This is a genomic window from Rhodococcoides fascians NBRC 12155 = LMG 3623, assembly GCF_001894785.1.
GTDB classification, from domain to species: Bacteria; Actinomycetota; Actinomycetes; order Mycobacteriales; family Mycobacteriaceae; genus Rhodococcoides; species Rhodococcoides fascians.
Genome location: NZ_BCWW01000004.1, coordinates 88330 through 110006 on the forward strand (window position 1 = coordinate 88330; position 21677 = coordinate 110006).

16 protein-coding genes are annotated in these 21677 nt (G+C 65.5%); 10 read left to right on the forward strand and 6 right to left on the reverse strand.

Annotation, left to right across the window (positions count from 1 at the left end; all coding sequences use genetic code 11):
* Position 1 precedes the first annotated feature (1 nt).
* Entirely contained in the window at positions 2-799 is a 798-nt protein-coding gene (locus RFA01S_RS11725) for a peptidylprolyl isomerase (protein ID WP_052060894.1), read from the reverse strand.
* On the reverse strand, positions 796-1659 hold the full coding sequence (locus RFA01S_RS11730; protein WP_027496954.1) for a peptidylprolyl isomerase: 864 nt from the start codon (positions 1657-1659) through the stop codon (positions 796-798). Before RFA01S_RS11730 ends, RFA01S_RS11725 begins: the two co-directional genes overlap by 4 nt.
* 191 nt (positions 1660-1850) lie before the next feature.
* Between RFA01S_RS11730 and RFA01S_RS11735 the strand changes: the two genes are divergently transcribed.
* The 3 genes from RFA01S_RS11735 to RFA01S_RS11745 are packed head-to-tail and all read left to right on the forward strand — an operon-like array spanning position 1851 to position 4445.
* Positions 1851-2543, forward strand: coding sequence for an MBL fold metallo-hydrolase (locus tag RFA01S_RS11735; protein WP_027496955.1), 693 nt, complete (start codon positions 1851-1853; stop codon positions 2541-2543).
* Positions 2544-2545: 2 nt separating this feature from the next.
* Positions 2546-3817 (forward strand): histidine--tRNA ligase, encoded by a 1272-nt coding sequence (hisS, locus tag RFA01S_RS11740; RefSeq protein ID WP_032388471.1) that lies wholly within the window; start codon positions 2546-2548, stop codon positions 3815-3817.
* Positions 3807-4445, forward strand: coding sequence for a hypothetical protein (locus RFA01S_RS11745; RefSeq protein WP_032365086.1), 639 nt, complete (start codon positions 3807-3809; stop codon positions 4443-4445). Before hisS ends, RFA01S_RS11745 begins: the two co-directional genes overlap by 11 nt.
* Positions 4446-4458: 13 nt before the next feature.
* Here RFA01S_RS11745 and RFA01S_RS11750 read toward each other — a convergent pair whose 3' ends face one another.
* On the reverse strand, positions 4459-4929 hold the full coding sequence (locus RFA01S_RS11750) for a DUF3237 domain-containing protein (protein WP_032370476.1): 471 nt from the start codon (positions 4927-4929) through the stop codon (positions 4459-4461).
* A gap of 128 nt (positions 4930-5057) precedes the next feature.
* Between RFA01S_RS11750 and RFA01S_RS11755 the strand changes: the two genes are divergently transcribed.
* Positions 5058-6086, forward strand: a complete 1029-nt coding sequence (locus tag RFA01S_RS11755) for an Rv2578c family radical SAM protein (RefSeq protein ID WP_032408293.1) — start codon at positions 5058-5060, stop codon at positions 6084-6086.
* A gap of 11 nt (positions 6087-6097) precedes the next feature.
* Here the strand turns inward: RFA01S_RS11755 and ypfJ are convergent, their stop codons facing one another.
* Positions 6098-7015, reverse strand: a complete 918-nt coding sequence (ypfJ, locus tag RFA01S_RS11760) for a KPN_02809 family neutral zinc metallopeptidase (protein WP_032408493.1) — start codon at positions 7013-7015, stop codon at positions 6098-6100.
* Positions 7016-7184: 169 nt separating this feature from the next.
* On the opposite strand from ypfJ, the gene aspS reads away from it, so the two are divergent.
* Positions 7185-8972, forward strand: a complete 1788-nt coding sequence (aspS, locus tag RFA01S_RS11765) for an aspartate--tRNA ligase (RefSeq protein ID WP_032372494.1) — start codon at positions 7185-7187, stop codon at positions 8970-8972.
* 78 nt (positions 8973-9050) lie between these two features.
* On the opposite strand, the gene RFA01S_RS11770 is transcribed toward aspS, so the two are convergent.
* Together RFA01S_RS11770 and RFA01S_RS11775 are read right to left on the reverse strand one after the other, a co-directional pair.
* Positions 9051-10229: an IS30 family transposase gene (locus RFA01S_RS11770; RefSeq protein WP_139278437.1), complete on the reverse strand. Its 1179-nt coding sequence runs from the start codon at positions 10227-10229 to the stop codon at positions 9051-9053.
* Positions 10230-10527: 298 nt separating this feature from the next.
* Complete coding sequence (locus RFA01S_RS11775) at positions 10528-11571, reverse strand: DUF2189 domain-containing protein (protein WP_032408291.1); 1044 nt, start codon at positions 11569-11571, stop codon at positions 10528-10530.
* A 230-nt stretch (positions 11572-11801) separates the two neighbouring features.
* Here RFA01S_RS11775 and RFA01S_RS11780 point away from each other — a divergent pair, with 230 nt between their 5' ends.
* From RFA01S_RS11780 to RFA01S_RS11800, 5 genes are all read left to right on the forward strand, one after another.
* Entirely contained in the window at positions 11802-15191 is a 3390-nt protein-coding gene (locus tag RFA01S_RS11780; protein WP_032400787.1) for a transglutaminase family protein, read from the forward strand.
* 125 nt (positions 15192-15316) lie between these two features.
* Entirely contained in the window at positions 15317-18001 is a 2685-nt protein-coding gene (locus RFA01S_RS11785) for a circularly permuted type 2 ATP-grasp protein (protein ID WP_032408492.1), read from the forward strand.
* Positions 17998-18906, forward strand: coding sequence for a transglutaminase family protein (locus RFA01S_RS11790; protein WP_032408290.1), 909 nt, complete (start codon positions 17998-18000; stop codon positions 18904-18906). The genes RFA01S_RS11785 and RFA01S_RS11790 overlap by 4 nt, the downstream gene beginning before the upstream one ends.
* Positions 18907-19059: 153 nt before the next feature.
* A complete protein-coding gene (locus RFA01S_RS11795; RefSeq protein WP_032372489.1) occupies positions 19060-20229 on the forward strand; it encodes a protein kinase family protein in 1170 nt (389 codons plus the stop codon).
* A gap of 133 nt (positions 20230-20362) precedes the next feature.
* Positions 20363-21670, forward strand: a complete 1308-nt coding sequence (locus RFA01S_RS11800; protein ID WP_371829101.1) for a replication-associated recombination protein A — start codon at positions 20363-20365, stop codon at positions 21668-21670.
* The last annotated feature ends 7 nt before the right edge of the window (positions 21671-21677 follow it).

Below are 21677 nucleotides of genomic sequence, written 5' to 3' on the forward strand. Positions count from 1 at the left end.
CTCAGGTTGCCGAGGTGATGACCACCGGATTCGCTGGTGCGCCGTCCTCTGCACCGCCGCTGACTCCACCGGCCGCAATGGCGTCCAGGGTCTGCAGGCCGGCATCGGAGATGGTGCCGAACACCGTGTACTGCGGCGGCAGCACCGAGTCGGCGTACACCAGGAAGAACTGGCTGCCGTTGGTGTTAGGGCCTGCATTGGCCATGGCCAGGGTGCCACGGGGGTAGACGACCGGGTTCTGGGCCTGCGCGGGATCGTCGGCGAACGCCGTTGTGGGGTATTCGTTGGCGAAGCTGTAGCCGGGGCCGCCACGACCCGATCCCGACGGGTCGCCGCATTGCAACACTTCGAGGCCGGGGGATGTGGTCAACCGGTGACACGGTGCGCCGTCGAAGTAGCCCTGCTGAGCCAGGCTGACCACACTGTTGACGGCGCACGGGGCCTCGGTACGGTCGAGCGTCATTCCGATGTCGCCCTGGGTCGTCGACAGCGTCACGTCGACCGTTCCGAAGACGTCGATGTTCTCGGTCGGAGGCGGAGCAACCTCCTTGGCGGCCGGAGACTCCGCCGGGTACGCACACGAGACCGTATCGGTGGTCGGCTGCGGAACGGGCGGCAGCGCACCGAACCGCGACAGATTCAGCGGCGGCCGCGGGGTGGTCGTCGCGGCCGACGTCGAGGCAGCGGTCGTCGAACCGGCCGGAGCGGGCGCGGCAGCGGTCTCCGTCGATCCGGAGCAGCCGGCGAGAAGAAGTACCGCAGCGGAGGCTGCGATCACCAGACCGGGTACGCGTGTCACAGGTCGCTCTGCATCGAGGTGATGTCCACCGGCTCGGCCGGTGCGCCGTCGGAGGCACCGCCCTGCGCACCCTTGGCCGCGATGGCATCCAAGGTGGCGAGACCGGTCTCGTCGATCGTGCCGAAGGCGGTGTAGGCGGGTGGGAGTTGCGAATCGCCGTAGACGAGGAAGAACTGGCTGCCGTTGGTTCCCGGGCCGGCGTTGGCCATCGCCAGGGTTCCGCGGGGGTACAGGACAGGAGTCTGCGCGGCAGGATCGCCCTCGGCGTACGTGTCGGTGGGGAACTCGTCGGCGAACTGGTAGCCCGGCCCGCCACTACCGGAGCCGGTGGGATCGCCGCACTGCAGCACCTGCAGGCCGGCACCCGTCGTCAGGCGGTGGCAGGTGGTGCCGTCGAAGTAGCCCTGATTGGCTAGGGACACGAAACTGTTCACCGTGCACGGGGATTCGGGGTTGTTCAGTGTCAGGCCGATGTTGCCGGCGGTGGTGGCCATGCTGTAGCTCAAGGGTTCGTCGCTGGTGGGGATGTTCTCGGTGCGGGGAGGGGTGTTGGGCTTGGCGGCCGGCTGTGCGGCGGCAGGGTACGAACAGTTCACCGTCTCGGGCAGCGGTTCCGTACGGCCCGCAGCGATGATCGAATCGGCCGGTGCAGACGTGGTCGAGTCCTGCGCCGTGCTCGCGTCGTCGTCACCGCGGGTCACCACGAAGACGACCGAGACAACGGCCACGACCGCAACCACACCGAGGATGGAGCCGGCGATCGTCAACTGCTTCCGACGTCGTGCTCGCTCTGCGCGTCGTACGAGTTGGCGTTCGAGCTTTCGCTTGGCAGCCTCGCGCCGTTGCTCGTTGCTGGGCAATTCGTGTCCTCCCGCTTGTCCTGGTTCGACCACGCCTGCTCGCTGAGCGGGTGGGTCGTGTGGTAGCCGGCCGACAATCGGCCAACGCGAGTTTGCCATCATTGCCTGAGAGCATGCTGGGGGGACCCGACGAGAACCTCCCCACTAAGCTGGCTCGGTACTTCGGCCTCTGCCTCTTAGGAGCGATTGTCTTGCTCGTCACCGGATTCCCCGCAGGAATGTTTCAGACGAACTGCTACATCCTCGCTCAGGACGACGCCTCCGAGTGCGTCGTGGTCGATCCCGGCCAGGATGCCGCCGATCCGTTGGTCGACTTCCTGACGCGATCCTCGCTGACCCCGACGGCGGTGCTGCTGACCCACGGTCATCTGGACCACACGTGGTCCGTGGAGCCGATTTGCTCGAAGTACGGAATCCCCGCATACATCGCGCCCGAGGATCGATACATGTTGGCGGACCCGATCAAAGGGACCGGTCCGACGCTCGCTGCCGTGCTCGGCGACCTCGAGTTCCACGAGCCGGACGAGGTGATCGAGTTGGCGCACGAGCAACGTCTGAGCCTCGCGGGAATCGACTTCACGGTCGTGCACACTCCAGGGCACACGCAGGGCTCGGTGGTGTTCCTCACCGAGGCCAACGGTCCCGACGGGACGGTTCCGTTGGCGCTGACCGGCGACACCTTGTTCGCCGGGTCGATCGGCCGGACGGATCTGCCCGGCGGCGACCACGATCAACTTCTACGGTCCATCGCGTCGCGGTTGCTGCCGCTGCGCGACGAGACCGTCGTGCTCCCCGGACACGGCGGACAGAGTTCCATCGGTCAGGAGCGCGGGTCCAATCCGTTCCTCGTTGGACTCGGCGACCCCGAGCAAGGAAAGCTGTGACCGTGAGCAAGCCGACCACCTTTTCCGCGCCCAAGGGCATTCCCGATTACTTCCCCCCGAATTCGGCCGAATTCGTCGCTGTCCGGGAGGGCCTCCTCGGTGCCGCCCGCGCCGCCGGGTACGGCCATATCGAACTCCCGATCTTCGAGGACACCGGGTTGTTCGCCCGGGGAGTCGGCGAATCGACCGACGTGGTCAGCAAGGAGATGTACACCTTCTCCGATCGCGGCGACCGATCGGTGACATTGCGTCCCGAGGGCACCGCCGGGGTCATGCGCGCTGTGATCGAGCACGGCTTGGACCGCGGGGCGCTGCCGGTCAAGTTGGCCTACGCCGGACCGTTCTTCCGGTACGAGCGCCCGCAGGCCGGCCGCTACCGCCAACTGCAGCAGGTCGGTGTCGAGGCGATCGGCGTCGACGACCCGGCGCTGGACGCGGAGGTCATCGCCGTGGCCGACGCCGGGTTCCGCGCCCTCGGTCTTACCGGCTTCAGGCTCGAGATCACCTCGCTCGGTGACGACACCTGCCGCCCGCAGTATCGAGAGTTGCTGCAGCAGTTCCTCTTTGCGCTTCCGTTGGACGAGGACACGCGTCGACGCGCCGAGATCAACCCGCTGCGGGTTCTCGATGACAAGCGGCCGGAGGTTCGCGAGATGACTGCCGACGCGCCGTTGATGCTCGACCATCTCTCCGATTCTGCGAAGCAGCACTTCGACGAGGTGCTGGCCTACCTCGATGTGATGAATGTTCCGTACCTGGTCAACCCGCGCATGGTTCGTGGACTCGACTACTACACGAAGACGACGTTCGAGTTCGTGCACGACGGCCTCGGGGCCCAATCGGGCATCGGCGGCGGCGGCCGCTACGACGGCCTGATGGAGCAGTTGGGCGGGCAGGCGCTGTCGGGTATCGGATTCGGGCTCGGTGTCGACCGCACCGTCCTCGCGTTGGCCGCCGAGGGCAAGACCGCAGGCACGACGTCGCGGTGTCAGGTGTTCGGCATCCCGATGGGTGCCGCGGCCAAACTCGCGATCGTCGACATCGCGGCGCAGTTGCGTGAACGTGGCATCGCGGTGGACATGGCGTACGGAAATCGCGGCATGAAGGGAGCGATGAAAGCGGCCGATCGTTCGGGAGCCCGATACGCACTCGTGCTGGGCGATCAAGAGCTGTCGGCCGAATCCATCGTGATGAAAGACCTTTCGAACGGCGAGCAGGAGACGGTCGCGTTGGCCGACGTGGTCGACGTCCTCGGAGTGCACCTTGGCCGATGACCCTCGGCCCTCGGCGGGTCCGGTAGCCCTCGATCTGGTCTCGGCGGAGTTCCTCGCGCCGCGGTTGCGCAAGATCGTGGTCGGTTCGCTACTGGTCGGAGTCGTGCTGGGCGTCGTTCTGGCGCTCGTCGTCCCCGTGTGGGTGGCAGTCCTCGTCGGAGTGATCGTCGGTGGTCCGGCGGCGCTGTCGGGTTGGCTGGGATTGCGCCGCCGGGTGTGGATCGACGGGCCACGGCTGTGCGCTCGGGGACTGCGTACCCGACGGCTGAACATGCCGGAGGTGGTGACGGCGGAAATGACCATCCGCACGGCCGGAATCGACCAGATCTCGCTGCGGCTCTACGACGGTCGTACTCGTATCGTTCTGCCGTTGGCGCTCTACACCAGGGGTGGCGGCCGCGAACTGCCGATTCTTGCGTTGCGCACGCTCGCCGATTCGCTGTGGACCACCGAACTCGTTCCCGCGGCGGCCATCGCGTCGGTGCTGGTGGATCAGCTGCGGGCCGAGGCGCGCGACGCCGGGCTGGACGAACGGCCCCTCTACCGAGCGATCGAACTGGTTCGCAGCAAGGGTCGCACTCCGCACGCGACGTTGACCGACCGGGAGGTCGCGCAGCTGCTCGGATGAGAGCGGACGGCTCTCAGGTCACCAGGAATGCGTCGAGCACCACGGCCTCGGCCGATCGTGAGCCGGAGGTGACGACAAGGGCCCGGTTGAGGTACGTGAACTTCGGAACAGCGGTCGACACTCGTAACGTGCCGCGGAAGTAGTAGGTCGCCGGGTCGACCTCTCGGTCGGGATCGTTCAGAGCGTCGATGACCTCGGCCGGTCCGAACTGGACTCCACGATAGTCGAGCGAAAGGTAACCGCCGGTTGCCAATTCGAGGACGAGATCGCTGCTGAACTCGGTGCACCCGTCGGGCCGGGTGACGCTGACGACGGTCGATCGAGCAGCAAGAGTGCCCTCGATGTCGGGGCCGGGTGCGGCCCCGCCGAGGACGGTGGTGACGACTCGGTCGCCTTCGGGCACCGAACCGATCTCGATGGCCGGTCCCAGTGTGAGGCCCAGGCGCAGAATGGGTTCCAGGGTCGGTGTGTTCGGGGCGGTCACGTGCGGTGCACTCCTAGGATCGACTTCGGGCCCTACGCTATCGCTTGTCGGCTGCCGGACCCGACCGGGGGATGCGGGGGAGCGATGCCGACCTTGACACGACATAGAACAAATGTTCGACTGTGTGCATGCGATGGGCCGGTCAGACTCTCGATGCCGCAGACGAGGGCGCGCTACCGGGGCTCGAACGGTCCGGGCTCGTCCGCAGCGTACAGACCCCGGAGTTCGAGGGCATCACCTTCCACGAGGTGCTGTGCAAGAGTGCCCTGAACGAGGTTCCGGGCGAATCGCAGGTGCCGTTCTCGTGGACCGTCAATCCGATGCGCGGATGTTCGCATGCGTGCCGGTACTGCTTCGCCAGGCCGACACACGAATACCTGGACCTCGATTCCGGCAACGATTTCGACTCGCAGATCGTCGTCAAGACGAACGTTGCGGCAGTCCTCCGCAAAGAGCTCGCACGTCGATCCTGGAAGCGGGAGCCGGTGGCGCTCGGCACCAACACCGATCCCTACCAGCGCGCCGAGGGGCGATATCGGTTGATGCCCGGCATCATTCGGGCGTTGACCGAGTCGGGTACGCCGTTCTCGATCCTGACCAAGGGAACGCTGTTGCGACGGGATCTGCCGCTGCTGACCCTGGCCGCCCAGAAGGTCGACGTACACGTGAGCATCAGTCTGGCGATCCACGATGCAGATCTGCAGAAGCAGCTCGAACCCGGAACACCCAGTCCTCGAGCACGATTGGACCTCATCCGCGCCGTGCGGGATGCGGGACTCGACTGCGGTGTGCTGGTGGCGCCGGTCATTCCGTTTCTCACCGACGGAGCCAGACAACTCGACGGGCTGATCGCTGCACTGGCCGAGGCCGGGGCGACGACCGTCACGGCGCTGCCTATGCACCTTCGATCGAGCACCAAGGACTGGTACATGAGCTGGCTGGTGAAGGAGCACCCGGCGTTGGTACGCAGATACCGCCAGCTCTACGGACACGGGGCGTACGTCACTCCGGATTACAAGCAGTGGCTGAAGGCGAGAATCGATCCGCTGCTCGACACCTACGGTTTCGCCGCCGACCAGACCCGCGCGTTGCCCGCGAACGAGCCTGCCGAACCCCGCGGGTTGGTGACCTCGGGGCCGGCACTCACGCTGTTCTGAGTAGTACTGGTTCAGGGATTGTCGAGGTCGCGAGCCGAGAACGTGTCGCAGGCCGCCACTTGTCCGGTCTCGTAGCCGGTGGAGAACCACGCCTGGCGCTGGGCGGACGAGCCGTGCGTCCAGCCCTCGGGGTTGACCCGGCCGGTGGACGCCTGCTGAATCCGGTCGTCGCCCACCGAGGATGCGGCGGACAGTGCGTCGTCGATCTGGGCGGAGGTCAGCGGTTCGAGAAATGGGACGCCGCTCTTCGGGTCGACGGTCTCGGCCGCGTAGTGCGCCCAGATTCCTGCGTAGCAATCGGCTTGCAATTCCACCCGCACGCCACCGGACTCGGGACCCTGAGGGTCTTGCTGTGCGCGCCCGATGTCGCCCAGCTGGTTCTGGATGTGGTGGCCGATCTCGTGCGCGACGACGTACTCCTGTGCCAGTGGCCCACCGCTGGAGCCGAATTGATCGACGAGGACCTGAAAGAAGCTCGTATCGAAATACGCCGTGGAATCGGCCGGGCAGTAGAACGGCCCGACGGCACTGGTGGCGTTACCGCAGCCGGTGTTCGTTGCTCCCGAGAACAGACTCACGCCGGGCTGAACGTAGGCGACGCCGGTCTGGGCTTGGAGCTGAGATTCCCAGACGGTGTCCAGACTTCCTACGGTGAAGTCGATACGGCAATCGACATTGCTGTTCGCGTCTGCGACGTCACAGTCGAGAGTTCCCGACGTCCCGGAGCCGTTCTGACCCGCAGAGCTGTCGCCCCCACTGATTTGGTTCAGTATTGCTCCCGGGTCGCCGCCGAAGAGCAGCGCGAGGACGATGATGACCAGCCCACCCGCGCCACCGCCGATCGCCAACTTGCCGCGTCCGCCGCCTCCGCCGCTACCACCGACGGAGACTCGGCCCGGTGTCGTTTGCGAGCCTTCTCTGAACGTCATGCTGGAGTTCCCCTCCGCCGAGCCCGCATCTGCGGTGCGAACCGATGCCGCCACTGTCGGCCTTAGCTTCGCATGCCGGGACGGCATCTCGTTTCCTTCTATGGTGATGTGCTCCGTAGGATCGAGGATCGAACAACACGATCAGCGGATTTTTCTCGAAAGGACACCCGTGCTGCGCACCCATCTCGCCGGCTCATTACGCCCCGAGCACGTCGACCGAACTGTGACGTTGACGGGATGGGTGGCCCGTCGACGCGACCACGGTGGCGTCATCTTCATCGATCTGCGTGACGCATCCGGTGTGTCCCAGGTCGTGTTCCGTGAGGGTGCTGCGCTCGAGCAGGCCCACCGACTGCGCGCCGAGTACGTGGTGAAGGTGACCGGCAAGGTCGAGGGTCGTCCGGAGGGCAACGCGAACTACGAGATCCCCACCGGCGCCATCGAGGTCGAGGCATCCGAGATCGAGGTGTTGTCCGAGGCCGCACCGTTGCCGTTCCAGCTCGACGATCAGCCCGGTGAGGAAGCACGCCTCAAATACCGCTACCTCGACTTGCGCCGTGAGGGCCCCGGCCATGCCATTCGACTGCGTTCGCACGTCAACGCCGCCGCCCGATCGGTTCTGGCGCACCACGAGTTCGTCGAGGTCGAGACCCCGACGCTGACGCGTTCCACCCCCGAAGGCGCACGGGATTTCCTCGTTCCGGCTCGTCTGCAGCCGGGTAGCTTCTACGCACTGCCGCAGAGCCCACAGCTGTTCAAGCAGCTGCTGATGGTCGGCGGTATCGAGCGGTACTACCAGATCGCTCGCTGCTATCGAGACGAAGACTTCCGTGCCGATCGTCAGCCCGAGTTCACCCAGCTCGACGTCGAGATGAGCTTCGTCACCCAGGACGACGTCATCCTGTTGGCCGAAGAAATTCTGGCGTCGCTGTGGAAGCTCGTCGGGCACCACTTCACGGCACCCATCCCGCGGATCACCTACGCCGAGGCCATGCGCCGGTACGGCTCCGACAAGCCCGATCTTCGATTCGACATCGAACTGGTCGAGTGCACGGACTTCTTCTCCGACACCACGTTCCGCGTCTTTCAGGCTCCGTACGTCGGTGCGGTCGTCATGCCCGGCGGTGCGTCGCAGCCCCGTAAGCAGCTCGACCGTTGGCAGGAATTCGCCAAGCAGCGCGGCCACAAGGGCCTGGCCTACGTGCTGGTCGGTGAGGACGGCACCCTCGGTGGCCCGGTCGCGAAGAACCTGACCGACGCCGAACGGGACGGCCTCGCTGCGCACGTCGGCGCGAAGAACGGCGACGCGATCTTCTTCTCCGCCGGTCCGGTCAAGGCCTCCCGCGGACTGCTCGGTGCCGTGCGCGGCGAAATCGCACGCAAGCTCGACCTGATCGACCCCAAGGCATGGGCGTTCGTGTGGGTCGTCGACGCGCCGCTGTTCGAGCCCACGTCCGACGCCACCGCCAGTGGCGACGTCGCCGTCGGGTCCGGGGCGTGGACGGCCGTGCACCATGCGTTCACGTCGCCGAAGCCGGAGTCGATGGACACATTCGACACCGATCCGGGATCTGCTCTGGCCTACGCCTACGACATCGTCTGCAACGGAAACGAGATCGGCGGCGGCAGTATTCGTATCCACCGCAAGGACATTCAGGAACGAGTGTTCGCGATCATGGGGATCGGCAAGGAAGAGGCCCAGGAGAAGTTCGGCTTCCTTCTCGATGCCTTCAGCTACGGCGCGCCGCCGCACGGCGGAATCGCGTTCGGTTGGGATCGCATCACCGCGCTGCTTGCCGGAGTCGATTCCATCCGTGAGGTCATCGCATTCCCCAAGTCCGGTGGCGGCATCGACCCGTTGACCGACGCGCCCGCACCGATCACCGCGCAGCAGCGCAAGGAATCGGGCGTCGACTTCAAGCCGGAGAAGAAGGAAGAAGCGCCTACAGAGGCCTAGCCTCCACCCGAGGTCCGCAAGAACGAATGTCCCCGTAACACAGTGGCGGATTCTAGGGGTCCTCGCAACACCTGATGGTCAGATGCCTGTCAGTAGATCACGTAAACGCTCGGCTGGAGTTTTCCAGCCGAGCGTTTTGCGTGGACGGGAGTTGAGGCGGTGGGCAACGTTCTCGAGGTCGGTGGCGCTGTACACGGACAGGTCCGTGCCTTTGGGGAAGTACTGGCGTAGCAAGCCGTTGGTGTTCTCGTTCGATCCGCGTTGCCATGGTGAGTGTGGATCGCAGAAGTACACCGGCACCCCGGTGGCGACGCTGAACTGCTTGTGCGCTGCCATCTCGCACCCTTGGTCCCACGTCAGTGAACCGCGCAAATGCGTTGGGAGAGAACCGATCAGAGGAACCAGAACGTCCCGGACCTCCTCTGCAGTGTGCCCGCCGGGGAGGTGACCGAGAAGCAGGTACCGGGTAGAACGCTCGACCAATGTCACGATCGCCGACTCCGATCGAGTACCGACGATCAGATCACCCTCCCAGTGCCCGGGCACGGAGCGGTCGGCGACCTCCGCCGGCCGCTCGGAGATCATCACCATCGCATCGACGAATCGTGAGGTGCGCTGCTCGGGTGAGCGGTGCTGTACGCGGCGAGTACGTCCGGTGCGCAATGCGGCAGCAACTTCTCGGCGTAGTCCGCCGCGCGACTGTACGTAGATGGCCTGGTAGATCGTTTCGGTGCTCACACGCATCGCCTTGTCATCGGGGAAGTCGACAACTAGAGCGTGGCAGATTTGCTCGGGCGACCACTGCAGGGCGAGTTTGCCGGCGACGTAGGACCGGAGCGAACCCTGTGCCGCCAGCTTCGTCGGTTTCGGCCGGGCACGCGAGATAGCCCACAGCCGATGTGCCCGGTGCGGGTGGTACTCGTCGGCGATGCCGTAGGTGTCGATCTCGCGTTTGACGGTCGAGGCCGCCCGGCCGAGGCGGCGTCCGATCTCACGCAGCGAACACCCGGCTCGACGCAGGTCGGCGATGTGTTCACGGTCGGTCACCGTCAGATACCGAGGGTGCAGTGTGGACTCGATGCGGGCCAGCGACGGCCTCTGAGCAGCGGTGACGAACGTTGTCATACCGGTTTTGTAGTCGATACGTCGACCATCCGGGTGCAGGCGCGCACCACCGATCTTGCGGATGCCCCCGTCCCAGTCCTGCGCGGTCCGGAGGTGGACCCCAACCTCCCGAGCAGCCTCGCGCCGCGAGATTCCCGACGAGCGGAGTTCCTCGTATCGTCCCCGACCCGAATGCTCGGCCCGGCCGCTCTTTCCGCGCCCTTGCACACCCGCCTGACGAACCCACCCGAAGGCAGTGTTCCGGTTCACCCCGACACAGCGTGCGGCCGCGCTGACATTCCCGTCCTCACGGTCCAACGCCTCGAAAAACCGCACCTTCAACCCAGCACATGCCACGATCCCCGCAACTCCCTCGAATCGAGGGTGTTGCGGGGATCGTTAGAACCCGCCAGTGCGTTACGGGGACATTCGCGTCTGTCGTGGTGCGAGATCAGCGCGCGGGAGTCAGGGGCCCGCCGGTGAGTACGCGGTAGGCGTAGTTGGTGGCGATCACCGAGACCGGAAGGGTGACGAGCAGACCGAGGCCGCACAGCACAATGCCGATGAAGTTGATGGCGGCGAGGGCCAGCAACAGCAGCAGGACCGGGCCGAAGTTCTTGACCGTCAGGTCGATAGACGACTTGATCGACTCGATCGCCGACTGGTTTCGATCGATCAGGAAAGTCAGTGCGAAGTTCGCGAGGAAACCGATCACGATGAGCAGGACGGTGCCCAGGAAAGGAACGAAGCTCAGCACGACGCTGGCCACCGTCCAGATCACAGCCAGTACCGCAATCTGCGGAACGTTCGTGAGTTGGAAGAACCTGCCGAACGTCGGCTTCTGTGGCCCACCCGTTTCGTCCAACGCTCCCCGTACGTATGCCGCATTCACGAAGTAGGACACGAATGTCGCGATCGTGGTCACCACCAGGAATGCGCCCGACGTCGCCGCGACGGCAGTACTTTCACCTCGGTCGGCAGCAGCGACCGCGGCCGTCAGCGTCGATGCGAACGTGACGATGAACACGGCGACGCTGACCGCCCACACGATGGCCGTGATACCGAGCCACGGTCCGGTGTTGGCCTTGAACTTGTCGAAGCCGTAGCTCAGTGCAGCACCGACGTCGAGTCGACCGGGGTTGGGTCCGAGAGGTGTCTGTCCGTAGTTCTGATTTCCGTAGTTCCCGTAGTTTCCCGGCGGCGGTGGGTAGTTTCCGGGAGGGGGTGGGTAGCCGCCCGGAGGCGGATAGCCGCCCTGAGGTGGGTAGTTTCCGGGCGGCGGTGGGGAGTTTCCGGGAGGGGGAGGATAGCCGCCCTGAGGCGGGTAGTTGCCTTGGGGCGGGTAGTTGCCGGGCGGTGGCGGGTAGCTGCCCTGATGCGGGTAGTTGCCGGGTGGTGGGTACCCGTTTCTCGGTGTCTGCGGCGTGTTCGGGTCCGGCTGGTCCGGGTTGGGTCCGCGACCGTATTGCGGTCCGTCGGGCGGGTTTTCACTCACGGTTCACCCTTCATGTCTGGCGTGGTACGTCGACGATTCGTCCGCATTTTCGAAGCTGAGCGAACCGTAGACCGATGAGGCGTGTCAAGGCGTTCGACACGTGGACGGTCGTGCGGGCCCGAATACCGTCGGGCATCGTCGATGGTTCGAATTCTTGCCGAGCGCACCGGGCCGGGGCCCACTAGGGTTGTTGTTTCTACCCATACCGGGACTATCACGAGGGGCTCGCCGTGGGCATCAAGGTTGCACTCGAACATCGCACCAGTTACCGATTCGACCGCACGGTCAAGATCTTTCCGCACGAGATCAGGCTGCGACCGGCACCGCATTCGCGCACTCCCATCGAGGCGTATTCGCTGAAGATCGAGCCGGCCGAGCATTTCGTCAACTGGCAGCAGGACGTCTTCGGCAACTTTCTCGCCCGCGTGGTGTTCCCCGAGCGAACCGACCATCTGTCCATCACGGTCGGACTCGTTGCGGACATGGCGTCGATCAATCCGTTGGATTTTTTCGTCGAGGAATGGGCGGAGCACTTCGGCTTCGCATACGAGGAACACGATCTGCCCGATCTCGAGCCCTATCTTCGCCCGGTGGACGAGGACAAGGCCGGTTCCGGGCCCGGACCGGTCGTGTCCGCGTGGGTGGAAAAGCTGCAGGCCGCCGTCGTCGAGCGGGGAGAATCGTTGCGCACCATCGACTTTCTCGTCATGGCCAATCAGGCCGTGATGGCGGACGTCGGCTACTCCGTGCGGATGGAGCCCGGAGTGCAGACCCCGGACCTGACGTTGACGTCCGCCGTGGGATCGTGCCGCGACTCCGCGTGGTTGCTGGTGTCGGTCCTTCGTCAGATGGGCCTGGCCGCGCGTTTCGTCTCGGGTTACCTCGTCCAATTGTCCTCGGACGTGAAATCGCTGGACGGTCCGTCCGGGCCGGTCGAGGACTTCACCGACCTGCACGCCTGGACCGAGGTGTATCTCCCCGGTGCCGGTTGGGTCGGAATGGACCCCACCTCGGGCCTGTTCGCCGGCGAGGGGCACATTCCACTGTCGGCCACGCCGCATCCGTCGACCGCGGCCGCGATTTCCGGCGCGACGAGCAAATGCACAGCCGAACTGGACTTCTCGAACACTGTGGTGCGTGTTCACGAGGATCCGCGTACAACGTTGCCGTACACGGCCGAGCAGTGGGACGCGATCGAGGCCACGGCCGAGAAGATCGACCGGCGCATGCTCGATCAGGACATTCGATTGACCGTCGGTGGTGAGCCGACGTTCGTCGCCATCGAGAACCAGGAAGCGCCCGAGTGGAACACCACCGCAGACGGTCCGCACAAGCGCAAGCTGGCCAGCGTTCTCGCAGAACGACTTCGAACCATCTACGCGCCCGACGGCATGGTCCAGCGCAGCCAGGGCAAATGGTATCCCGGTGAGCCTCTCCCACGATGGCAGGTGGGTTTGTTCTGGCGAACCGACGGCCAGGCACTGTGGCACGACTCGGACCTCATAGCCGATCCGTGGTCGGCGGACGATCTGCGTCCTGATCCAGTCGACAATTCCGTATCGCAGAAGCTGATCGACCGACTGGTCGACGGATTGGGTCTGCCCGCCTCGCAAGCGCGTCCGGCCTACGAGGACCCTCTCGTCAAGCTGTTGGATCTGGTGCGTCAGCCCTACGGGGATCCGCCGGCCGACGCCGACGATCTCGAACCGGGGACAGATTCCGCAGCTGCGAGAAGGCTTCTCCTCGAACGGCTCGACGCCAGTACCGACGAACCGGCGGCATTCGTGCTGCCGATCTCGCGGACCGAGGACGGCACTGGCTGGCAGAGCGCAGACTGGAAGCTGCGACGTGGGCGAATCGTGTTGTTGGAGGGGGATTCTCCCGCCGGGCTCCGTCTGCCGCTACGAGCGATCTCGTGGGACGGGGGTCCGGTCGAGAACCCGGCCGATCCCACCGCACCGAAACCCGATCTGCCGACCCCGCAGCTGACGCAGCAACCACCCCGGGCCGTCGACCCGGCCGAGTCGCGCTACGCGCAGGCGGTGCGGGAGACGTCCGGAGTGGGTGGAACTGCGGTGACCGCACTGGTCGCCGAGGTACGCGACGGCGTACTGCACGTGTTCATGCCGCCGATGGATCGATTGGACGACTTCGTCGATCTGGTCTCTCGGGTGGAACGTGCCGCATCCGCGATCGAGACACCGGTCGTCCTCGAGGGCTACGGCCCGCCTTCGGATCCCCGTATCCAAACCCTCACGGTCACTCCGGATCCCGGGGTCATCGAGGTGAACGTTCAGCCGACGTCGTCGTGGGCGGAGCAGAACGAGCTGATGGAGCGCTTGTATCTCGAGGCGCGTAAATCACGGTTGAGTACCGAGGGTTTCGACAACGACGGCACCACCCGGGGCACCGGCGGTGGCAACCACATCACTCTGGGTGGCGTCACACCGTCCGATTCGCCGGTGTTGCGCCGACCGGACCTGCTGGTGTCTCTGTTGACACACTGGCAGCGTCACCCGTCGCTGTCGTACCTGTTCTCGGGTCGATTCATCGGTACCACCTCGCAGGCCCCCCGAGCCGACGAAGGTCGTGAGGAGTCGCTCTACGAGCTCGAGGTTGCGTTCAGCGAGATCAAGCGTCTGACCGGTGCCGACCGTTCGGCGTCGCCATGGGTCGTCGATCGGGCGCTGCGGCACCTGCTCACCGACATCACCGGAAACACGCACCGTGCCGAGTTCTGCATCGACAAGCTGTACAGCCCCGACTCCACCCGCGGCAGGCTCGGTCTGCTCGAGCTTCGCGGGTTCGAGATGCCGCCGCATCATCAGATGGCGATGGTGCAGTCCTTGCTCGTGCGCTCGATGGTCTCGCGATTCTGGGATACTCCACTCGAAGCACCGCTGATCCGGCACGGTGCCAACCTGCACGGTCGATACATGTTGCCGCACTTCGTGATCGGTGACATCGGCCGGGTCGCCGAGGACCTCCGCGAGCACGGCATCGAATTCGATACCAGCTGGCTGGACCCGTTCACCGAGTTTCGTTTTCCGCGCATCGGCACCACCGTCGTCGGCGATGCCGAGATCGAACTGCGCGGTGCGATCGAGCCGTGGAACACGCTCGGGGAGGAGTCGACGTCCTCCGGCACGGCGCGCTACGTGGATTCCTCGGTCGAGCGCATCCAGGTTCGCGTTGCCGGTGCCGATGTGGGCCGTTACCTGTTGACGTGCAACGGGGTGCCGGTACCGATGTTGCGTACCGAGCGACAGGACGTTCAGGTCGCCGGAGTGCGCTATCGCGCCTGGCAACCGCCGAGCGCGCTGCATCCCACGATCGAGGTACAGAGTCCCTTGCGATTCGATCTGGTGGAGATGCAAACCGGACGCGCAGTCGGCGGGTGCTCGTATCACGTGGTGCACCCCGGCGGACGGTCGTACGACGGTCCACCGGTCAACTCGGTGGAGGCGGAAGCGCGACGCAACGGCCGGTTCGAGGAGGGCGGGTTCACGTCGGGCAAGGTGGACATAGCAAGATTGCTCGAGATGCACGCTCGCCAAGCGATCGACGTGACTGCGCCCGGCATGCTGGACCTGCGCCGGACCGGGGTTCACACGTCCTGAGGCGGGCAGAAAAGAACGAGTCGACCGGTAGCGATTGCGGTCCGACGCGGAACGGGTGGATTCGGCAACGACCACGCCTCATCCGGCGACGGAGTGTGATCGACCGACGGAAGGACAACGGCTCGATGGTGCCCGTGGATACCGCTCACAGTGAGGCGGGCCGCAACGAGACGGCGGCCGGTGCGCCCGACCCCGTGTCACCCGACCTGGTGTCACCGTGGCTCGAATACCACGGTCGACGTGAGGCCGTGACGGGTCGCAGAGATCTGTTCGACGAAATGCTCGGTGCCGACGACACGGTGCGTCCGCACTGGGCGGAGCTGGTCGACGGTATGCGCGACGCCGGCCCGGGTGCGATGCAGACGTTGCAGTCTCGGGTCAGCCGGCTCGTCGACGACCACGGAATCACCTACAACCCGATTCCGACGGGCGGCAACGAGCCCGGGCCCAGTTCCGTGCGGTGGGGACTGGACAGCGTCCCGTACGTCGTTGCAGCGGACGAATGGGATCGGCTCGAAGCGGGGCTGGTCCAGCGTTCGCAACTGCTCGACGCCATCCTGACCGACATCTACGGTGCGCAGGAGACAGTCCGGCGCGGTCTGATTCCGCCCGAGCTGATCTTCGGCAACCCCGGCTATCTTCGACCGGCGCACGCCATCACCGTCCCGGGTCCGCATCAGTTGTTCATGCACGCAGCCGACATCGCGCGCGGGTCCGACGGCCGGTTCTCGGTCGTTGCGGATCGCACTCAGGCACCGTCCGGGGTGGGGTATGCGCTGGCCGATCGGCGAGTGATGTCGCGGGCGATGCCGGAGCTGTTCCAGGCGAGCAATCCGAGGCCGCTGTCGACGTTCGCTCGGGCGATGCGCTTGGCGCTGCGTGACGCTGCACCCGCGTCCGCCGAGGATCCTGTCGTGGTGGTGTTGACGCCGGGGTCGCATTCCGAGACGGCGTTCGATCAGGCTTATCTGGCAACGGTTCTGGGCTTCCCGCTCGTCGAGAACGCCGATCTGGTGGTGCGGGACGGCTGTTTGTGGATGCGATCGCTCGGCACACTGCGACGGGTGGACGTGGTGTTACGACGCGTCGACGCCGAGTTCGTCGACCCGCTCGATCTGCGTCCGGATTCGCATCTGGGTGTGGTCGGTCTGGTCGAGGTCCTGCGGCGCGGTGCGGTGAGCGTGGTCAACACTCTCGGTAGCGGAGTCCTCGAGAATCCCGCACTGACACCGTTGCTGCCGGCTCTGAGCCGGGCTCTGCTGGATGAGGATCTGACGCTCGATTCGGTCCCCACCTATTGGGGTGGTGATCCGATCGCACTCTCGCACATGCGAACTCGCTTCCGATCGCTGGTATTGAGATCTACCGTGTCCCGACGCGCGGTCGTGGGTCACGATCTCACCGAGCACGCGGCCCGGGCGCTGTGGGACGAGGTCGAGGCAGCTCCGTGGAAATGGACCGGTCAGGAAGTGCCGGAGTTCTCACTGGCTCCGGTGGGTTCGTCCTGGGGCAGCGGGTCGGGGGAGCAGTTGGCGGTTGCTCCCGCCCAGGTCGGAATGCGCTTGTTCACCGTCGCGCAGCGGGTCGGCTACACCCCGATGCGAGGCGGTCTGGGTCAGGTCATGATCACGGCGCCGGTCACCGAACCACTGATCACCGTCGCCTCCAAGGACGTGTGGGTCAAGTCGGTGGAGAGGGTCACTCCGGCCGATTCTGCTCCGCACACCCCGCCTGCCACGGTGGAGGAGTTGCCGCAGTACGCCGCGTCCAACGTCGAGGTGGTCAGTTCCCCGCGTGTGCTGGGCGATCTCTTCTGGTTCGGTCGGTACAGCGAACGCGCGGAGGACATGACACGTCTGCTCATCGCCGCCCGGGAGCGGGATCAGGACTATCGCTCGATGCCGTGGCTCGACGGCAGCGACAGCCTGCCGCTTCTGCTGGAAGCGGTCACGAAGGTATCGCGCACGGGACCGGGATTCCTGGACGAGACGATCCGCGCCGATGCGATGGCCGAAATGCGTTCGCTGATGCTCTCGGTGGAGCGCCTCGGTTCACTGGCGCAGTCGGTCGATCGGATGCAACAGGCAGCTCGTGCGGTGCGCGATCAACTCTCGAACGACACCTGGGCAGTGCTCGCTCGCATCGACACCGCGCTCGATGAGTTGGGCGAGTCGGCCGTCAACAACGGTGCCCAGCTGGCTGCATCGCAATCGAGCGTGCTGCGCGGTCTGCTCGCGCTGTCCGGACTGGCGTCGGAGTCGATGGTTCGCGACGCCGGTTGGTACCTGATGGACGCGGGCAAGCGAATAGAGCGGGGATTGCAACTGACAGCGTTGCTGTCAGCGACTCTGAGTCACGCCCTGACGCCGTCCACCGAACAGGCGGTCATCGATTCGGTGCTGTCTGCGGCAGAGTCCTCGGTGATCTATCGCCGACGCAACAGTGGTCGTGCACGGCCGGCTGCAGTTGCGCAGCTGCTGCTGTTCGACGCCGGCAACCCTCGCGCACTCGTGTACCAACTCGACCGATTACGTGACGATCTCGGGGCACTACCGGATGCGTCCGGTAGCTCGCGGCCCGAACAACTCGTCGAGCAGATGCGGGTTCGGTTGCGGCGCGTCGACCCGGGTGATCTGGAGTCGGTCGACGCCACCGGGCGGCGGGTGGAACTGATCGAGCTCGTGGACGGTATTCACGATTCACTCGAAGAACTGTCCCGAGTTGTTCTCGCGACGCACATGTCGCTGCCGGGCGGTACCCAGCCGCTGTGGGGCAGCGTCGGTGCGCGGATCGGAAGCGGGGCACGATGACGAGTCGTCGGTACCGAATCAAGCACATCACCACGTACACCTACTCCGATCGCGTCACGTCGTCCTACGGGCGAGGATTTCTCGCGCCGCGGGACATGGACGGGCAGCACTGCGTCGAGAAGTCGGTCACGGTGGAGCCGCCACCCACCGATCAATCGTTCGGCGTCGATGTCTACGGCAACGAAGACGTGTACTTCCACGTGACCAACGATCACGAGAAGCTGGTCGTCACGGCGAATTCGCTCGTCGAGGTGTACCCGCGGCCGGTGGACGAGACCACGTCGTGGCCTGCGACTGCCCCGTGGGAATCGGCCCGGATGGCCATGTTCGACCCCACCAGGACCGATTCAGCGGACTCGGCACGTTCATCGGCGGTGGAGTTCGCCCTCGATCTGCCGACGCCGGAGATCACGGACGAGGTGCGAGCGTACGCCGCGCCCAGTTTCACGCCGGGGCGTCCGCTCGCGGACGTCATCGTCGATCTGACGCACCGGATCTTCACCGACTTTCGGTATCTGTCCGGGTCCACGACGGTATCGACCACCGTGGTCGACGTCCTCGCCGCACGCTCGGGGGTCTGTCAGGACTTCGCTCGGTTGGCCATCGCCTGTCTGCGGTCGCAGGGGTTGGCGGCACGGTACGTGTCGGGCTATCTCGCCACGGAACCGCCACCGGGCAAGGAACGCATGATCGGTGTCGATGCGACCCATGCGTGGGCCGCGGTGTGGATGCCCGACGACCGCTGGCTGGCCTTCGATCCGACCAATGATCAGCTGGTCGACGAGCGGTACGCGACGGTCGCCTGGGGCCGCGACTATGCCGACGTTCCGCCGTTGCGCGGGGTCATCTACACCGAGGCCGAGAAGAGCACGATCGCGGTCTCGGTCGACGTTGCACCGATGTAGTTCGCGCTGCATACTTTGGTGGCTTCGGGGTAACCGGCCAGCTGGTCGGGTCTACGAATGGGATCTCGAAAGCCGCAAAACGGACAATCGTGTCTCTTTCGTAGCCGGCGACACGGCACAGTACGACGTAGCGAACAGGTAGCTTGGACAACGATGACCGCAACACTTGCAGACCCTGTATCCGAGGTAGTGGCAGCAGCCCAGCGACTACTGACCAAGCGCACCGGGGCACCGGTGACGCTGATCGATCCCGTCGACCTCGGGGGTAGTGGCCAAGCCATCGTGTTGCGAGTGAAGGTGTCCGAGAATCCTTTTCAGCTTCCGCGAACCCTTGTCGTCAAGCAGGTGCGCGATCTTCCCGGAGAATCGGAGCTGCATTCCGAGCTCACCGATGTCGCCGGGTCGAGTGCATTTCTACGCGAGGCCGCCTCGTACCAGTTCGCGAATGCGCTGGCCACCGACAGCAGGCCGGGGCCGGAGCTGCACGCCTACGATCTCGATGCTCGGCTGTTGATTCTGAGCGACCTCGGTGACGCCAGTGCGATCCCCACGCTGCTGCGCAGTTCCGATGCATCGATGGTCACCAACTCGTTGATGGCCATGGCTCAGGCGCTCGGGCGCATGCATGCGGCAACCGTGGGCCGTGAGGACGATTTCGCAGCATTGCTTCGGCGGGTCGGCCAGCCCGACTCGGCAGACGGAATTTCCGCGCAGATACCCGACGCCCTCGCCGCGGTACCCGGCATGTTGACCGGATTGCTCGGAGTAGGGGCACCACCGGACGTCCTTCTCGAACGGGTCTCGCGCAGCGGACGGCTGTTCGCACACGGAGCGTTCCGTGCCTTCAGCCCGTCGGATCTGTGTCCCGACAACATCATCGTCAACGACGAAGGCGTTCGATTCCTCGACTACGAGTGGGGCGGTTTTCGAGACGCCACTCTCGACATCACGTACGCGTTGGCGTCGTTCCCGGGGTGTCTGTGCAGTTTCGAGCTCTCGCACGATCGCGAGCAGGCCATGATCGACGCGTGGCGTTCGGAGGTCGTCGGCATCTGGCCTGCACTGGCGGACGACCACGTGCTGGCTACCAAGCTGCTCGACGCGAGGTTGATCTGGGTGTGGCTGACCACGTACTGGTTCCTACCCGACGATCACACTCGAATTGCCGCGGCGCGCGCACATCAGCTGTCGGTACCGCGGTCGCAGGCGCTGATTTCGCGTTGGTCGGTGCTCCAGGACAGCGCAGTGCGTTCGGGAGAGCCCGATATCGCCGACTACGCCGAGTCGGTCGTGTCCGCTCTGCGCGCGAAGCGGGACCGCTGAGCGCGAACGCGTTCGCCTTTCGTACCGTCGAATCGGTAGCGTTCGACCAGTGAGCGGCGGTTTCGGAAGTGACATCTCGGACGACGAGTCGGACGGCGACGGATTGTTCGATCCGCCCGCGGCACCGGATCCGATGATCGACCAGCCGCGTCCGACTTCCACGTTAACGCGCCCCGACGCACCGCTCGCTGTGCGCATGCGACCGACGACGCTCGACGAGGTCGTCGGACAGTCTCATCTGCTGGCACCCGGCGCACCGTTGCGTCGTCTCGTCGAGGGATCCGGAGCGTCCTCGGTGATGCTGTACGGCCCGCCCGGAACAGGAAAAACCACGCTGGCGTCGTTGATCTCGGGGGCGACCGGTCGCAAGTTCGAGGCGTTGTCCGCCCTCTCGGCCGGGGTCAAGGAAGTGCGCAACGTCATCGAACTCGCGCGCCGCCGGCTGTTGTCCGGTGAGCAGACCGTGTTGTTCATCGACGAGGTTCACCGTTTCTCCAAGACGCAGCAGGACGCACTGCTCGCCGCCGTCGAGAACCGAATCGTGTTGCTCGTGGCCGCCACGACGGAGAATCCGTCCTTCTCGGTGGTGTCACCACTGCTGTCGAGATCGCTGGTGCTGCAATTGCAGCCGCTCGGCTCCGAGGACATCGAACTGTTGCTGACCCGTGCGGCAAACGATCCCCGAGGCCTGGACGGTGCGGTGACCATCGCCGAGGACGCAATGGATCACCTGGTGCGGCTCGCGGCCGGTGACGCCCGCCGAGCGTTGACGGCCCTCGAGGCGGCAGCGGGTGCCGCAACCGACGGAACGCTGGACCTCGCGACGGTCGAGGCCAGTGTCGACAAGGCCGCGGTGCGCTACGACCGTGACGGCGACCAGCACTACGACGTCATCAGCGCGTTCATCAAGTCCATCAGGGGATCCGACGTCGATGCCGCACTTCATTACCTCGCACGCATGATCACCGCGGGGGAGGACGCCCGCTTCATCGCGCGGCGGCTCGTCGTCCATGCGAGCGAGGACATCGGGATGGCCGATCCCACCGCACTGCAGACGGCCACCGCCGCGGCGAGTGCCGTGCAGATGATCGGGATGCCGGAGGCGCGACTGGCGCTGGCGCAGGCAACCATTCACCTGGCGACAGCGCCCAAGTCCGGTGCCGTGATCGGCGCCCTCGGAGCGGCCATGGCGGACGTCGCCGCAGGCAAGTCCGGATCGGTGCCTCCGCATCTGCGCGACGGCCACTACAAGGGTGCCCAGGGGTTGGGCAACGCGGTCGGATACAAATACCCGCACAGCAGTCCGGGTGGCGTGCTGGGGCAACAGTATCCGCCCGACGAACTGGTGGGCGTGAACTACTACGAGCCCACCGAACACGGTGCCGAGCGCGAAATCGCGACCAGGGTGGGGAAACTGCGGCGCATCATCCGAGGCCGATAGGCCCTCG

Excerpts from the sequence above, each read along its gene's own strand:
- RFA01S_RS11755 (WP_032408293.1), top strand. The coding sequence starts at position 5,058 with ATGCGATGGGCCGGTCAGACTCTCGATGCCGCAGACGAGGGCGCGCTA.
- ypfJ (WP_032408493.1), bottom strand. The coding sequence starts at position 7,015 with ATGACGTTCAGAGAAGGCTCGCAAACGACACCGGGCCGAGTCTCCGTC.
- RFA01S_RS11785 (WP_032408492.1), top strand. The coding sequence starts at position 15,317 with ATGGTGCCCGTGGATACCGCTCACAGTGAGGCGGGCCGCAACGAGACG.
- RFA01S_RS11790 (WP_032408290.1), top strand. The coding sequence starts at position 17,998 with ATGACGAGTCGTCGGTACCGAATCAAGCACATCACCACGTACACCTAC.
- RFA01S_RS11795 (WP_032372489.1), top strand. The coding sequence starts at position 19,060 with ATGACCGCAACACTTGCAGACCCTGTATCCGAGGTAGTGGCAGCAGCC.
- RFA01S_RS11800 (WP_371829101.1), top strand. The coding sequence starts at position 20,363 with ATGATCGACCAGCCGCGTCCGACTTCCACGTTAACGCGCCCCGACGCA.